General features: G+C 62.9%; 17 protein-coding genes. 8 read left to right on the top strand and 9 right to left on the bottom strand.

All coding sequences use genetic code 11. From position 1 onward, the window contains the following. The first annotated feature begins 93 nt into the window (after nt 1–93). The 3 genes from NKH60_RS12860 (at nt 94) to NKH60_RS12870 (ending at nt 1990) form a co-directional block, all read left to right on the top strand. Nucleotides 94–462: an Hpt domain-containing protein gene (locus NKH60_RS12860; RefSeq protein ID WP_292660938.1), complete on the top strand. Its 369-nt coding sequence runs from the start codon at nt 94–96 to the stop codon at nt 460–462. A gap of 97 nt (nt 463–559) precedes the next feature. Next, nucleotides 560–880: a 2Fe-2S iron-sulfur cluster-binding protein gene (locus NKH60_RS12865; protein ID WP_023674833.1), complete on the top strand. Its 321-nt coding sequence runs from the start codon at nt 560–562 to the stop codon at nt 878–880. 81 nt (nt 881–961) lie between these two features. Beyond that, the gene (locus tag NKH60_RS12870) at nt 962–1990 is read left to right on the top strand and encodes an NAD(P)/FAD-dependent oxidoreductase (RefSeq protein WP_352766685.1); all 1029 of its coding nucleotides are present in this window, start codon (nt 962–964) and stop codon (nt 1988–1990) included. Between the two features lie 27 nt (nt 1991–2017). On the opposite strand, the gene NKH60_RS12875 is transcribed toward NKH60_RS12870, so the two are convergent. Then, entirely contained in the window at nt 2018–3499 is a 1482-nt protein-coding gene (locus tag NKH60_RS12875; RefSeq protein WP_352833119.1) for an MDR family MFS transporter, read from the bottom strand. A gap of 200 nt (nt 3500–3699) precedes the next feature. Next, complete coding sequence (locus NKH60_RS12880; RefSeq protein WP_023674836.1) at nt 3700–4317, bottom strand: DUF922 domain-containing Zn-dependent protease; 618 nt, start codon at nt 4315–4317, stop codon at nt 3700–3702. Between the two features lie 96 nt (nt 4318–4413). Here NKH60_RS12880 and folP point away from each other — a divergent pair, with 96 nt between their 5' ends. From folP to folK, 3 genes are read left to right on the top strand one after another with little or no spacing between them, the layout of a single operon-like run. Further along, entirely contained in the window at nt 4414–5259 is an 846-nt protein-coding gene (gene folP / locus NKH60_RS12885; RefSeq protein WP_352502492.1) for a dihydropteroate synthase, read from the top strand. 3 nt (nt 5260–5262) lie between these two features. After that, nucleotides 5263–5622, top strand: coding sequence for a dihydroneopterin aldolase (gene folB, locus NKH60_RS12890; protein WP_352471721.1), 360 nt, complete (start codon nt 5263–5265; stop codon nt 5620–5622). Further along, on the top strand, nt 5606–6130 hold the full coding sequence (gene folK, locus NKH60_RS12895; protein ID WP_352833116.1) for a 2-amino-4-hydroxy-6-hydroxymethyldihydropteridine diphosphokinase: 525 nt from the start codon (nt 5606–5608) through the stop codon (nt 6128–6130). Before folB ends, folK begins: the two co-directional genes overlap by 17 nt. Nucleotides 6131–6154: 24 nt before the next feature. Here the strand turns inward: folK and NKH60_RS12900 are convergent, their stop codons facing one another. Together NKH60_RS12900 and NKH60_RS12905 are read right to left on the bottom strand one after the other, a co-directional pair. Continuing rightward, entirely contained in the window at nt 6155–6703 is a 549-nt protein-coding gene (locus NKH60_RS12900; RefSeq protein WP_352471797.1) for a DUF924 family protein, read from the bottom strand. Nucleotides 6704–6723: 20 nt separating this feature from the next. Continuing rightward, entirely contained in the window at nt 6724–8559 is a 1836-nt protein-coding gene (locus tag NKH60_RS12905) for a monovalent cation:proton antiporter-2 (CPA2) family protein (RefSeq protein ID WP_352682898.1), read from the bottom strand. Between the two features lie 134 nt (nt 8560–8693). On the opposite strand from NKH60_RS12905, the gene NKH60_RS12910 reads away from it, so the two are divergent. After that, entirely contained in the window at nt 8694–8858 is a 165-nt protein-coding gene (locus NKH60_RS12910; RefSeq protein WP_352540610.1) for a hypothetical protein, read from the top strand. Nucleotides 8859–8921: 63 nt separating this feature from the next. On the opposite strand, the gene NKH60_RS12915 is transcribed toward NKH60_RS12910, so the two are convergent. The 4 genes from NKH60_RS12915 to NKH60_RS12930 form a co-directional block, all read right to left on the bottom strand. Further along, the gene (locus tag NKH60_RS12915; RefSeq protein WP_023674843.1) at nt 8922–9476 is read right to left on the bottom strand and encodes a hypothetical protein; all 555 of its coding nucleotides are present in this window, start codon (nt 9474–9476) and stop codon (nt 8922–8924) included. 87 nt (nt 9477–9563) lie between these two features. Beyond that, nucleotides 9564–10658, bottom strand: a complete 1095-nt coding sequence (locus tag NKH60_RS12920) for a YcjF family protein (RefSeq protein WP_352833113.1) — start codon at nt 10656–10658, stop codon at nt 9564–9566. After that, entirely contained in the window at nt 10655–12133 is a 1479-nt protein-coding gene (locus tag NKH60_RS12925) for a YcjX family GTP-binding protein (protein ID WP_352833110.1), read from the bottom strand. Before NKH60_RS12925 ends, NKH60_RS12920 begins: the two co-directional genes overlap by 4 nt. A 62-nt stretch (nt 12134–12195) precedes the next feature. Next, nucleotides 12196–12699, bottom strand: a complete 504-nt coding sequence (locus tag NKH60_RS12930; protein ID WP_352471715.1) for a SixA phosphatase family protein — start codon at nt 12697–12699, stop codon at nt 12196–12198. A 260-nt stretch (nt 12700–12959) separates the two neighbouring features. Here NKH60_RS12930 and dksA point away from each other — a divergent pair, with 260 nt between their 5' ends. Beyond that, on the top strand, nt 12960–13376 hold the full coding sequence (dksA, locus tag NKH60_RS12935; protein WP_023674847.1) for an RNA polymerase-binding protein DksA: 417 nt from the start codon (nt 12960–12962) through the stop codon (nt 13374–13376). An 82-nt stretch (nt 13377–13458) separates the two neighbouring features. On the opposite strand, the gene NKH60_RS12940 is transcribed toward dksA, so the two are convergent. After that, nucleotides 13459–14211: a hypothetical protein gene (locus NKH60_RS12940; RefSeq protein ID WP_352502494.1), complete on the bottom strand. Its 753-nt coding sequence runs from the start codon at nt 14209–14211 to the stop codon at nt 13459–13461. Nucleotides 14212–14262 lie beyond the last annotated feature (51 nt).

The raw sequence follows: 14262 nt of genomic DNA on the forward strand, positions 1-14262 counted from the left end.
GTTATCGCGACATTTTTCCGGGCCAATCATTAACCCGTTGTCCACCGGATACGCCTAGTTTTTGCGGCGGTCGAAGAACGGAGTCTCAAAGTGATACGTGGCGAAAACGGCATTGCCTTCTCGATGCCCGGCGGCGACGTGTCGGGGACAGCCGGGGCGCGGCCGATCGACCTGGCGCATCTTGCGCGCCAGACGATGGGCGATCGGAGCCTCGAGCAGGAGGTGCTGGCTCTGTTCGTGCAGCAGGCGCTGTCGGTGCGCGACAAGATCGTCGATGCGGATGTCAGGCAGCGGCTGCTATTGGCACACGGGCTCAAAGGCTCGGCGCGCGGGGTCGGCGCCTTCGCCATTGCCGATTGCGCCAGCGCGATCGAATGCCGGCCCGAAGACGCCAGCACGCTGAAGCGGCTTGGCTCGCTGATCGAAGAAGTGCGCGACTTCGTCGCCGCCATCAGCCGATAGCGCTTATTCCCAAAACGCCACACAGCGGCGCTTTGGCGCCGCAGTTGACTTGTCCGGCAGAGTGATTATGTCGGCTCAGACTCCCTTCAGGTGACAAATGACCAAACTGACCTTCATCGCCCATGACGGCACGCATTTTGACGTGGATGCCGAAAACGGCTCGACCGTCATGGAAAATGCGATCCGCAATGCGGTGCCGGGAATAGAAGCGGAATGCGGCGGCGCCTGCGCCTGCGCGACCTGCCATGTTTATGTCGACGAAGCCTGGACGGCGGAGGTCGGCGAGCCGGAAGCCATGGAAGAGGACATGCTGGATTTCGCCTACGAGGTCCAGCCGAACTCGCGGCTGTCATGCCAGATCAAGGTGCGCGACGCCCTCGACGGGCTGGTCGTGCGCGTGCCGGCCCGCCAGGGGTGAAGCCGATTTTTGCCGCTGCCGCTTGGCAGCGGGCGAATGGTCATGCAGTGTCGCGCGTTTTCCCATAAAGGCGCATGCTTCATGACGGCTATCAACAAGACAGACGTACTCATTGTCGGGGCAGGGCCTGTCGGCCTGTTTGCGGTGTTCGAGCTCGGCCTCTTCGACATGAAGTGCCATCTGATCGACATACTCGACCGGCCCGGCGGGCAGTGTGCCGAACTCTACCCGGAAAAGCCGATCTACGACATTCCGGGCTGGCCCTCGATCTCGGCACAAGGTCTGGTCGACAAGCTGCTTGAGCAGATCGCGCCGTTCAAGCCCGAATTCACCTATAACCGCATGGTTTCGGGCCTGGAAAGGCTGGACGACGGCAGCTTCCGCGTCACCACCGACGAAAACGAGGTGTTCGAAGCCAAAATTGTGGTGATCGCCGCCGGCGGCGGCTCTTTCCAGCCGAAGCGGCCGCCGATCCCAGGCATCGAACCTTATGAAGGCAAGAGCGTGTTCTACTCGGTGCGCCGGATGGAGGACTTTCGCGGCCATGACCTCGTCATCGTCGGCGGCGGCGATTCGGCGCTCGACTGGACGCTGAACCTGCAGCCGGTGGCCAAGAGCGTGACACTGGTGCACCGGCGGCCCGAATTCCGTGCAGCACCCGACAGCGTCAACAAGATGTATGCCATGCAGGAGATGAAGCAACTGGAATTCCAGGTCGGACAGGTGACTGGCCTGGCCGGCGCCGACGGCCGGCTCGCCTCCGCCACCATCAAGGGGCCGGAGGGCGATATCGAAGTGCCGTGTACGCGGATGCTGCCGTTCTTCGGCCTGACGATGAAGCTCGGCCCAGTCGCCGAATGGGGCCTCAACCTCCACGAGAACCTGATCCCGGTCGACACCGAAAAATTCCAGACGTCGGTGCCCGGCATCTTCGCCGTCGGCGACATCAACTGGTACCCCGGCAAGCTGAAGCTGATCCTGTCGGGCTTCCACGAGGTCGCCTTGATGGCGCAAGCGGCCAAGCGCATCGTCAGCCCCGGCGAGCGCATCGTTTTTCAGTATACGACCTCGTCAACCAGTCTGCAGAAGAAGCTCGGCGTGGTCGACTGAACCTCGCCATATTTTTGTCGGGCCGGTCTACTCCGCCAGGGCTGGAGCCACAGCCTCGGCATGGCCGCGAAGCGTTTTCTCCGGCATCAGCCAGAGCGTGATGAGCGACAACAGCAAGATCGCGGCCGCGGCAAGAAAGATCATCACGAACGGCATGGCCGAGGCGATATGGCCGGCCGGCTGCGTGCCTTCGCTGGCCAGCGGCAGCCCGTAACCAAGGGCGACGGCACCGAGCATGGCGACGCCAAGCGCGCTGCCCAGCGAGCGGAGGAAGGTGAGAACGCCGGTCGCCACGCCAAGGTGCATACGATCGACGGCGTTCTGGACCGAGACGGTGGCAACCGGAAAGGTCGTGCCTGTGCCCAGGCCTACGCAGGTCGTCAACACCTCGACGAGCAACAGTGAGGCATGCCCGGCGACCAGGCTGAGCACGCCGAGGCACAGGATCGAGAAAACAGTTCCGATCATGGCAATGCGTTTATAGTGAAAAAAGCGCGGAATCATTCGCGCGCTAAAGGTCGCACCGGCCACCGTGCCGAGCATCAGCCCAAGCAATGCGGTGCCCGATTGACTGACCGACAGGCCGACGACCGACTGCAGGTAGACCGGCAGATAGACCGACAAGCCGACATTGGCGGCCTGCAGCAGGAACATCGACAATGTGCCGGCGAGAACGATCGGATTGCCGAGCACTTCGAGCGAGATCAGCGGTTCGGCCGCGCGCATGAGCCGCAGCGCGAACGCGCTCCAGAACACCGCCGAGCAGGCGAGCAGTCCAAGGATTTCAGGCGACAGCCACGGATACTCGCTGCCGCCCCAGTTCAAGGCAAGCAGCAGCAGCGAGGTGGCCGCGACCAGAAGCAGCGCGCCGAGGCCGTCGATGCGGTGATGTTTTGCGGCGATCGGCAGCTTCTTGAGCGGGTTGTTGATGATCGCCATGGCCAGCAGGCCCAGCGGAATGTTGATCCAGAAGATCAGCGACCAATGCAGATGTTCGGCGAAGGTGCCGCCGAGCAGCGGCCCGGCGATGCTGGCGACGGCCCATGTGCCCGAGATCCAGGCGGCGTATCGGGCCCGCTCGCGCGGCGGCACGAGGTCGCCGATCACGGTCTGCGTCAGGGCGAACAGACCGCCGCCGCCGGCGCCCTGGATCGCCCGGCCGACAACCAGGACCAGCATGTTGGGGGCCGTGGCGCTGACCAGCGAGCCGGCGAGAAAGATCAGGATTGCAGCATAGACGGTCGGCCGGCGACCATAAATATCGGAGATCTTGCCGTAGAGCGGCGCCACGGCGGTCGCGGTCAGAAGATAGCCGGTCACGATCCATGGCAGATATTCGGCATGCCCGAGCAGACGTGCCATCGTCGGCATCGCCGGCGCGACGATGGTCTGGTCGAGCGCCGCCAGCAGCATCGACAAAAGCACGCCGCCGATGATGGCGTTTTTCTCGGTTTCGGTCAGCGGCGCGCTGGTTTCCACCATCGTTTGCTTGTCGACAGTCTGGTCCATATCCGTTCATCCATTATGCCTGCGTGCACGTCCGCGACGGGCTGGGAAGCATCTAGTACGCCGATTGGCGTTGCCGGAGGCTGATCCCTGCGAACCTGGCATATGTCGTTCGCTATAGGCCGATTTCGACAGCGGCTCGAAAGTTTTCCGAAGCTGGCACTATGTTTCGGCAAAATTGGCTTTGTCCGACGACGCGGAGTTCAGCCGGGAGCGAGCCGGCCGTTCTCAATGCGCTCGATGCGATAGTGCAAAAGCCGCAGGATGCGGCTTTGGAAATTGGCGCTTTCGACACGATCGAAGCGCATCTGGTCCTGGTCGTGTTTGGCAAGCATGGCCGCAGTGATTTTTGCGGCCTTGGCCTTTGCCAGTTCGCAGGTCTTTTCCGGGTAGCTCGCCTTCAAGGCGTCTTCTAGTTCGCGGCCGTGGTTCTTGGCAATCTCGACGTGGCGTTCCTCATGGCGCTTGATGTCGGCGGACAACGTATCCCAGAACAGCCTGACGCCGGCATCGGCTTTGCGCGGGCGGCGCCACTCAGGAAGGATGACCTTGACCTTGACGGTGACGACAGCGTCGGCAATCCAGCACGAGCCCGGCTTTTGCGCATAGCTGACGCGGGTGGTGAACGCCATCTGGGTAGCTCCCGGATGCCGCGACCCGGTGCTTTTCACCTGAGGCCCGAGTTTCGACAGCTGGGTCTCGATGTCGTCGAGCGTCCTGCCGCCGATCGGGAAATAACTATATGTCTTGACGAGCGTTGCAGCGCCGGCCGGGAATGCGGTCAGAGCGAGCATCAGGGCGCAGAGGAGGGATCGTTTCATCGTGTTGCCTCTTTCCCCACCTTGCTTTACCGCCGTCCTCGGCGCAACGGAATTGATCCCCCGCCACGCCGCGGGATCGAACATGGTTGATGGGCAATGATGACAGGGCGATGGCAGTTGGCGCACGGACGCCATGTCGACCTTGGCGGCAAGGCCGTGGTCGTCGGCATCCTCAACATCACGCCGGACAGTTTTTCCGACGGCGGCCTGTTCGATGCGCCGGAAAAAGCAGTGGCCCAGGCGCGCCGCATGGTCGAGGAGGGGGCCTCCGTCATCGACATCGGCGGAGAATCGACACGTCCCGGGGCGTCTGCGGTCTCCGCAAAGGAGGAACAAACCCGCATACTGCCCGTCATCGAGGCGCTGGTGAAGGCCGGCGGAACGCTGATCTCGGTCGATACCTATCGCGAGGATACGGCCCGGCTTGCCGTCCAAGCCGGCGCGCATATCGTCAATGACGTCTGGGGCCTGCAGCGCGAACCGGGCATTGCCCGCGTCGCGGCCGAAACCGGCGCTGGCCTTGTCGTCATGCACACGGGACGGGACCGGCAGAAACTGCCCGACGTGATTGCCGATCAGCTCTTCTTCCTCAGGAAGTCGCTGGAAATCGCGCGGCGGAGCGGTGTTGCCGACGATCATATCGTGCTCGATCCGGGCTTCGGCTTTGCCAAGGAGACGGCAGCGGAAAATCTTGACCTGATGGCACGGTTTTCCGAACTTCATGCGCTGGGTTTTCCACTGATGGCCGGCACATCGCGAAAGCGCTTTATCGGCACCGTGACCGGCCGCGACGCAGCCGCAAGAGGCGCCGGGACCGCGGCCACCAGCGTCATCCTGAGGCTCAAAGGCGCGCATCTCTTTCGCGTCCACGATGTCGCAATCAACGTGGATGCGCTGGCCATCGCCGATGCTATGCTGGCACGTGAGATCGGGGAAAGCTGAGCCATGTATGTCATCCGCATGAAGAACTGCGCCTTCTTTGCCCGGCACGGTGTGCTGGACGAAGAAGAGACGCTCGGCCAGCGCTTTTATGTCGATGCGGCACTCATGGTGGATCCCGGGCGGGCGCTGGTCGAGGATTCCATCGAGGACACCGTCAATTACGGCATCGCCTTTGCGGTCATCGAGAAGATCATTACCGGCGAACGGCGCTTTCTGATCGAAGCGCTGGCGCTCGAAGTGGCGAGGGCGCTGACGGCGCGGTTTCCGCAGATCAAGAAGGCCGAGATCACCGTGCGCAAGCCGAACGCCCCGGTGCCGGGTGTGCTCGATCATGTCGAGGTGACCGTTGTCTGGCCAGAATAGTAACAACAACAACACCGTCTATCTCAGCCTTGGCGGCAATCTCGGTGATCCGGCGAAGTCGATGGCTGCGGCACTGGGCATTCTGGATGCCAACGAGAGAACACGCGTCGTTGCCGTTTCGTCGCTCTACCGCACGCCGCCCTGGGGCAAGCTCGATCAGCCGGATTTCCTCAACGCGGCGGCCGGAATCTCGACCGCGCTCGCGCCGCGGGCCTTGCTCGACCTTTGCCTCGACGCCGAGCGAAAACTGAAGCGGGTGCGCGAGGAGCGCTGGGGTCCACGCCTGATCGATATCGACATTCTGGTGTTCGGCGACCGCATCATCCACGAGACCGGACTGGAGGTGCCGCATCCGCGCATGCTGGAGCGCGCCTTCGTGCTGGCGCCGCTGGCAGAAATTGCGCCGGAGCTTGTGGTCGACGGCAAGAGCGTATCGGAGCGGCTGGCCGCCGTCGACACATCGGGCATTGAACGGCTGGCGTCAGGCCGGGATTGGTGGAAAACCTGATGCTGTCGCCATCGGTGCCTGAAATCAGCCGGAGAACCCACCTCCGTCGAGGAACATTTGTTCGTCCGGTGTCGTCTCGCGGCCAAGCATCCTGTTTCGATGCGGAAAGCGGCCGAAGCGCTGGATGATGTCGCGATGCTCGATCGCATATTTCAGATAGATCGGGGCTTTGGCGGCGGTAAGCTCTACCGATTTGAGCTGATCGGCGAGGTCCTCCGAATGCTCATAGGGCAGATAGAGAAAAACGCGGAGCTCTTCGTCGAGTGCCAGGTCATGGCCGGCAGCGATCGCTTTCCCGGCGAAATGCCGCGCCAGCGGGTCCGTGGCGTACATGTGGCCGGTGGCGCGAAAGCAGTTTCGCGGAAACTGGTCGAGCAGGATCATCAGTGCCAGCGACCCTTCGGCGTGTTCGGACCAGCCGTCGCATTCGCGGCGGGCGGCGGCAAAGTGCAGATCGAGAAACCGGGTGCGGAAGTCGGCATCAAAGGCGTCGTTCTTCTCGAACCACGCGTCCTCCCCGGCATCGCGCCAGAATCTGGTGATGGAGACAGCGCGGTCGTCCAGTTCGTTCATCATTCGCGTCTTTCCAACGTTTAATCGGCCGGTTCGGATTTCTGCAGCACGCCGGCGGTCTCCTCGTTGAGCGCCTGGCCCACGCGCCGTGGCGTGCTGAGCGGCGTCGGGATGGGGGTGCCGATATTGCCTTTGAGGAAGCGCCGCCCGGCGCGGATGCCTTCTGCCTGTTGAAGTTCGAAACGGGCAGCATCGCGGCGGCGGACGTCCTCGACTACCTCGGCGACCTCTTCCGGATCGACGCCGAGAGCTTCCAGTGTCGAGCCGCCGAAGACAAGCGCCGATTCGAACGTCTCGCGGAGCTGATAGTCGACGCCGGCACGAATGAGCTGCAATGCCGTGCCGCGGTCGAAAGCCCGCGCCAGCACCGTCAGCAATGGAAACTCCGCCTTGATGAGCTCGGCGATGCGCACGGCGGCATCGGGCTTGTCAACGCAGATCAGCACGGCGCGTGCGCGCCCGGCTCCCGCGGCACGCAGAATGTCCAGCCGCGTGCCGTCGCCGTAATAGACCTTGAAGCCGAAATCGGCCGCCGCCTGGATCATCTCGACCTCATTGTCGATGATCGACACATCAATCCCGCGCAACAAAAGCGGCTGGCTGGCGATCTGGCCGAACCGGCCAAAGCCGATGATCAGCACGCTGCCGGTCAGGCCTTCGGCGACATCGACGCCTTCAAGCGACTGCTCGTCGCGTGGCGTCAGATACCGCAATGCTATGATCGCTAAGGGCGTCAGCACCATGGAAATGATGACGATGGCGGTCAGCATCGCATTGGCCTGGCTATCGATGATACCGACAGCCGCCGCTGCGGAATAGAGGACGAAGGCGAATTCGCCGCCTTGCGCCATGAAGACCGCGCGCTCGAGCGCTTCCCGGTGGCCGGTTTTGAGAATGCGGGCGACGATATAGATGCCGATCGCCTTCATCATCATGTAGGCGACGACATAGATGGCAATGAGCTGCCAGTTGACGACGACCACATGCAGGTCGAGCGACATGCCGACGGCGAGGAAGAACAGTCCGAGCAGAATGCCACGGAACGGTTCGATGTCCGCCTCCAGCTGATGGCGGAAGGTCGATTCCGACAAAAGCACGCCGGCCAGGAAGGCGCCCATCGCCATCGACAGGCCGGAAAGCTGCATGGCGAGCGCCGACCCGAGCACGACCAGAAGGGCGGCTGCGGTCATCACCTCACGGGCGCGCGCATCCGCCAGGATACGGAAGAACGGATTGAGCAGATAGCGTCCTGCAAGCACCAGCCCGACGATCGCGGCAAGGCCGATGCCGACCTCCGTCAACCGATCCGACAGGCTCATGTCGGCGCCGCCCGGCGCGAGGAAGGCGATCAGCGCCAGCAGCGGCACGATGGCCAGGTCTTCCAAAAGCAGGACCGAGACGATGCGCTGGCCCTTGGGCGTGGCCAGGTCGCCGCGTTCTTCCAGCAATTGCATGACGATTGCCGTCGAGGTGAGTACGAAACCGGCGCCGGCGACGAAGGATTGCGCGATCGGGAAACCTCCCGCCAGGCCGACGCCGGTCAGCAGGACCGCGCAGACGCCGACCTGCAGCGCGCCAAGCCCGAAGATCTCGCGGCGCATGCCCCATAGCCGTGACGGCTGCATCTCCAGCCCGATAATGAACAGGAACATGACGACGCCGAGTTCGGCGACATGAAGAATGGCTTCCGATTCGGAAAAAATGCGCAGCCCGAACGGACCGATCACGACGCCGGCCGTCAAATAGCCGAGGATGGAGCCAAGTCCGATACGCCTGAAGATCGGCACCGCAACGACGCCGGCGGCAAGCAGCGCCACCACCTGGATCAGATCGCCGTTTGATGCCTCTGCCGCCATGCCTGCCGTTCCGCTCTCTTGCAACAAGCGGCCAAGATAGGGGCTTCGGGGCGGATCGAACAGTGCGAATCCGGCGCGTTGTGAAGGCGATATTGCAGGCGCACTGAACAGGATAATGGGCTCCCGCGCGTTGCTTGTTCCAGCAATCCGGCGCTAAGGACCCGGCTTCGGCCAGTGAAGGGCGAGCGACGATCAAGTCGCGGCCCTTTCAGGCGGTGACAACCAAGTATCAGGGCGGCACGACAGCAGCCGAGGCCTGCAAGGCCTATGACGAGGTGATTGCCGCGATCAAAGGCTGAGCATTTATTTGCAAATCAAAAGAGGGCGGCGCCGTTTGGCCGCCGCCCTTCTCACGCTGAAAGTCAGTTCGGAGTTATGGAGCCGACCTCGACTGCATCGATCCGCTTCAGCTTCATGCCGATGACCGGGACCAGCTGCTGGTCGACGCGCACGGCAACGGTCACTGTCATCGAATTGTCGTCGGGGACAAGCGCCTGCATCACGCCGCGCAACTGATTGCGATTGATGGTGAAAACCACCTTGTGCGCATCGACGACATTGCCGCCGATAATGTCGAGGCCGGAGCCGGCGGCCCCGCCCATAAAGCTGCCCTTGTAGCCCTGCCGGCCCTTGTGTTCGATCGTTGCCGACATCTGCTGGGTGAACATGCCTACCCGACAGCCGCCGTCGAGCGACATGCCGACCTTGCCGTCAGGCGTCGAGCCGATGAAGCTGCAGGTGAATTTCGTGCCCTTGTATTTGCCGGCAACGATTTCCCCGGGGCCGACCCATTTGCCTTCGACCGACCGAAAGAACTGCTTGTCCGGTTCCGCCGCCGAGGTCTTTCCGGCAATGCCGACGGTTGCGACAAGCGCGAGCGCCACGGGCAGCCCGCTGGACAGAATAACGCTTTTCATCGACGACACCCGGCAACAAAGAGACTGGTTTGGACGCTTCCGACCATGGACAAGATTGGTTAATGCTTTGTCACCCCAAGGCAATAGTCACGTTCCGGAAGCGGATGTTTCTTTTTCTTTCTTTGCTGCAAAGGAGGTCAGCGCGGAGAGGAAATCGCCCAATCCGGGCCGCCTGACCGCGCAAAAGGGCAGGGGCCTTGCGGTTTCCATCGCTGCAATGCCGATGCGCGCAGTCATCATGCCGTTGACGACGCCTTCGCCGAGCTTGGCCGAGAGCCGGGCGGCAAGGCCGTGGCCGACGATCTGCTGGACGAAACTGTCGCCGACGGCGATCGACCCGGTGACCGCGAGATGGGCCAGAACGCTGCGCGCCAGGCGAAAAAAGCCAAGCGTGCCGGGGCGGCCGCCATAAAGCTCCGACAGCCGGCGAATCAACCGGCCGGCTTCGAACACGACATAAGCGACGTCGACCAGCGCGCGGGGGCTGACCGCGGTCACCAGGGAGACGCGCTTCGCCGCTTCGAGGATCATCACCCTGGCGCGGGCATCGAGCGGGCCGAGTATCTCGGTCTCGGCCAGCCGCACCAGATTGCCGCCGTCAATGATCTCGCCGCGCAATTCGGCCAGCGAGCGCCTGCCGGCCGCGGTTTCAGGCTTGGCCGAGACAAAGACCGACAACTCGTCGGCCACGGCGCGGGCGGCCTTCGGATCGTCACGGGCAATCGCATCGAGCGCCCGCTTCTGCAACTTTTCGACCTCGGCAAGGCGGGCAATCGCCATGAATTCGCGCACGAGGATGATCAGAAGCGCCAGGATGGCGATCGCGGCCATAGCGGCAGCCAGCCAGCCCAGCCACTCGGCGCGCTCGAACAGATCGCGAATCAGCTGGTCGGTCCAGAGGCCGACGGCGAGCGAAACCAGAACGCCCAGCGCGCCGAAGAACAGGCTGCCAAGCAGCGAACGTTTTCGCGGCGCAATCGCCGGCGGCGGTTCGGCAACGACGATATCAGGCTCGTCGAAGACGTCGGTCTCCGCCGGTGTGACCACGGCAAGATCCGCCGTCACGGTACGCGGCTTTCGCGCCGGCGCGGTCTCGGACGGAGCATGGTGAGCCGTCGAGTCTTCCTTCTGCTGGGGCTCCGGCTCTATGCGAAAGGCCGCCGGTCTGCGGGGCGCACTCATGCGAGATGATCTCCGATCAGGAACTGCAGCGCGCGGTCGAGCCTGATATGTGGCAGCGACAGCGTCACGCCCTCGGCGGTGCGCTCGAGTTTCGGCGGGCGAAAGCGCACGAAGCGGATCGCGGGGTCGTCATTGTTCTGCCGGCGGGTCGATTCGGAAACGTCGAACACCGCATCAACTTTCTCCGGCAAATCACCGGGAAATATGGCTGTTTCGGTCTTTCCGTCAAAGGTTTCGCCATCGATGTTTTCGCCGCGCAATGGCGTGCCGATAATGACCGGCAAAGTCTCGCGGTCCTGCTTGACCGTGCCTTCCCGGGTCGCGCGCATGGCAGCCAAAGCGACGACGTCGACGTCGGCGCCGGTGAAATTCGCCCGCGCCACGGCTCGGTCGGCTAGCCGCCGCACGATCGCCTGCAGCCGGTCGTGGCTTTCGTGGTGCAGATGGTCGGCCTTGGTCGCGGCCACCAATATACGGTCGATACGCCTCGAAAACAGGTCGGTCAGGAAATTGCCCCGGCCGGGCCGGAAACAGGACAGAATTTCGGTGACCGCGCGCTCCAGATCGGCCATCGCACCGGGGCCGGCATTCAATGCCTGCAATGCGTCGATGAGCACGATCTGGCGGTCGAGACGCGTGATGTGTTCGCGAAAGAACGGTTTGACGACATGCGTCTTGTAAGCCTCGTAGCGCCGCTCCATCATAGCCTGCAGCGATCCCGAGCGGGCGCGCCGGCCGCCCAGATTCGGCAGCGGCGCGAAGGTGAGAGCGGGCGAGCCTTCAAGATCGCCAGGCATCAGGAAGCGGCCGGGCGGCAAGGTCGAAAGCGCCCGCTCGTCGAGTTTGCAGGCCTTGAGATAGGCCGCGAAGCTCTCAGCGAGACGGCGCGCCGTCATCTCGTCGGCCTCGGCGTTGGGGTCGACCGGATCGGAGAGCGCCCGCCATTCCCGCGAAAGGTCGACACGCACCGCCAACACGGCCATCTCGAAGGCCTCACGCGAAAAATCGGCGTAGGACTTGCCGAGCAGCGGCAGGTCGAGCAGCCATTCGCCGGGATAATCGACGATGTCGACCGACAATTTGCCGGCGGAAAACATGCGGCTCCAGCCAGAGGCCGATTCGTATTCGATGGTGAGCCTCAGTTCGGAAATCGCACGCGTCGAATCCGGCCAGACGCGATCGTCGACAAGAGCTGCGATGTGATCCTCGTACTGGAAGCGTGGGACCGCGTCGTCCGGCTGCTCTTCGAGAAAAGCCCTGGCGATGCGCCCCGATTTTTGTGCCTCAAACAGCGGCAAGCGTCCGCCATGGACGAGATTGTGCACAAGGGACGAGATGAACACCGTCTTGCCGGCGCGGGACAGCCCGGTCACGCCAAGACGCAGTGACGGAGCGAAAAGCCCGGCAGCGCGGCCTGACAATGTATCCAAGGCAATCTTCGCCTCGTCGGTAAAAGTCGTCAGCGCTGATGGCAAATCTGTTCTCGCGGGCCGGTCAGGATCCGATATAGGCTTTGATGCGCGGCTTTGAAATGGCCTCAGATATCGGCAGGCGTCAGGAAGGCTTCGAGATAGCCGGTGCCTGGCGCAGCCTCGGCAAGTCTGCCGTTGAACCGGACCACCGCAAGTGCGGAGGTCGGGAAGCCGTGGTTCAGCATGGCCCGCGCGGTCTCGTCGCCGTCGCCCGAGAGCGCCATGGCGAGATCCTCAATCATCGGATTGTGGCCGATGACGAGCAAGGCATCCAGCCCGCCATTCTGCCGGATGGCAGTGAGGTACGCGGCGGCATCGTCGCTGTAGAGGGTGTCACAGAACAGCACCCGGCCCGTGTCGGTGTGGCCAGCCAGGCTTTCCAGCGTCTGGCGGGCGCGCTTGGCGCTTGAGCAAAGGGTGAGGGCCGGTGCGTATTTGCGGGAACGCATCAGGACGCCCATCGCTTCGGCATCGGCGAAGCCGGATGGATCGAGCGGGCGGTCGAAGTCAGCCACGCCAGGCAGCGCCCAGCCGGCCTTCGCATGCCTCAGCAGGTACAGTCTGGTCACCGGATCCCCGTTGTGCCGGGCACCGAACCCGTCAGCACGCCGCAGGATTTGCCATCAGAAGAGCTCCGTGCGCAATGGCAAGCGCCCCTCAAGCATAGCGAATCATGTACGGATTCGGTCGTATTCTTCGCAAAAAGGGCATCGCCGATGCCGTTTTGTCCGAGACTAACAATTGCGTGAAACTGTCGTCGATTGACCTTGTGCAGCTTTCGGTCCGCGAATATATAGGCGCCAAATTTGGGGTTTGTTGGGTGAGTCGAATGAACGACATCGTTACCGCCGATTACGTACCCTCCGAAGACGAGCCGTTCATGAACGAGCGGCAGAAATCCTACTTTCGCATGAAGCTCGTCACCTGGAAGAACGACATCTTGCGCGAAGCGCGCGAAACTCTCGAAATCCTGCAGCAGGAAAACGCCAACCACCCCGACCTCGCCGATCGCGCCTCCTCAGAAACCGACCGCGCCATCGAACTTCGCGCCCGCGATCGCCAGCGAAAACTCATCTCCAAGATCGATTCGGCCCTCCAGCGCCTTGACGAAGGCACTTACGGTTATTGCGAGGAGACGGGCGAGCCGATCGCGCTGAAGCGGCTCGACGCGCGCCCGATCGCCACCTTGTCGATCGAGGCACAGGAGCGCCATGAGCGGCGCGAGAAGGTCTACCGCGACGACTGAGTCGCCGGGAAAACAGCGGCATCGGTAAAGCGTTCACAATGGCCGGTTTTCCGGCCATTTTCATTGGCCGTTCGCTATCGGCCTATCTTTTCTGATTGGACAACTCGCCGAGGAGCTTCGTCATCTCGTCGTCGAGAGAGGGTGATGCCTTCGCCACCGGCTTGCTCGGCGTTTGGCTGAAGCGTGGCTCGTCAAGGGAAACCTCCAGCTCCTTCATCAGCGCATCGTCAATCGACTCGTGCTGTGCCGGCGGCTCGTATCTTGCCGGGGAGTCCTGTCTTGCCGGCGGCTGCGCATGCCGCGAGGCACTGGCGTTGACGGATCCATAACTTGGCAACGGCGTGACGTTCGATGCCGGTTTCGGCGCCGGCGCCGGCATTGTTGCCGGCATCGTCGCCGTCTGGCGGGCTCGGACAGGGGTCGCGGTTACGCTTGCCGGCTGCGGTGGCGCTTGCCTCACCGGCGCGGCTGTGGTCGAAGCAGACCTTGCTGCCGGCTGGTGGCCGTTGTCTCCGGTCAATGCCGGGCGCCGCAACGCCGAGAGCCTGATGTCGCGCTCGACGACGACGTCGGTCGGACCACCGATCAAGAGCAGGTGCTCGATATCGTCACGGCGCACCAGCACCAGCCGCCGGTGACTGTCGACCGCTGTGGCATCCATGACAGCCAGCCGCGTCTTGCGGTTCCTGCCGCCGGCGACGAATGTCCCGAACGTCAGGCTGCGGATCAGCCTGATGATAAGAAGAATGATGAGCAGAAGGACAAGTACTGCAAACGTCCATAGGATTGCTGCGGCATAACCAGGACCCGCCACGCCATCCAGCCATTGCAGCATTGGTTCCCCCAAAATCAGCTTTCGAAGAGAAGCGACACTAGACTGTTGCGG

It is taken from the genome of Mesorhizobium sp. M1006 (assembly GCF_040318825.1).
Lineage (GTDB): Bacteria > Pseudomonadota > Alphaproteobacteria > Rhizobiales > Rhizobiaceae > Mesorhizobium.

Bases quoted from the DNA above. Each gene is read 5' to 3' on its own strand.
- NKH60_RS12865 (WP_023674833.1), top strand. From the start codon at position 560: ATGACCAAACTGACCTTCATCGCCCATGACGGCACGCATTTTGACGTG.
- NKH60_RS12870 (WP_352766685.1), top strand. From the start codon at position 962: ATGACGGCTATCAACAAGACAGACGTACTCATTGTCGGGGCAGGGCCT.
- NKH60_RS12875 (WP_352833119.1), bottom strand. From the start codon at position 3,499: ATGGACCAGACTGTCGACAAGCAAACGATGGTGGAAACCAGCGCGCCG.
- NKH60_RS12880 (WP_023674836.1), bottom strand. From the start codon at position 4,317: ATGAAACGATCCCTCCTCTGCGCCCTGATGCTCGCTCTGACCGCATTC.
- folP (WP_352502492.1), top strand. From the start codon at position 4,414: ATGATGACAGGGCGATGGCAGTTGGCGCACGGACGCCATGTCGACCTT.
- folB (WP_352471721.1), top strand. From the start codon at position 5,263: ATGTATGTCATCCGCATGAAGAACTGCGCCTTCTTTGCCCGGCACGGT.
- NKH60_RS12900 (WP_352471797.1), bottom strand. From the start codon at position 6,703: ATGAACGAACTGGACGACCGCGCTGTCTCCATCACCAGATTCTGGCGC.
- NKH60_RS12905 (WP_352682898.1), bottom strand. From the start codon at position 8,559: ATGGCGGCAGAGGCATCAAACGGCGATCTGATCCAGGTGGTGGCGCTG.
- NKH60_RS12915 (WP_023674843.1), bottom strand. From the start codon at position 9,476: ATGAAAAGCGTTATTCTGTCCAGCGGGCTGCCCGTGGCGCTCGCGCTT.
- NKH60_RS12920 (WP_352833113.1), bottom strand. From the start codon at position 10,658: ATGAGTGCGCCCCGCAGACCGGCGGCCTTTCGCATAGAGCCGGAGCCC.
- dksA (WP_023674847.1), top strand. From the start codon at position 12,960: ATGAACGACATCGTTACCGCCGATTACGTACCCTCCGAAGACGAGCCG.
- NKH60_RS12940 (WP_352502494.1), bottom strand. From the start codon at position 14,211: ATGCTGCAATGGCTGGATGGCGTGGCGGGTCCTGGTTATGCCGCAGCA.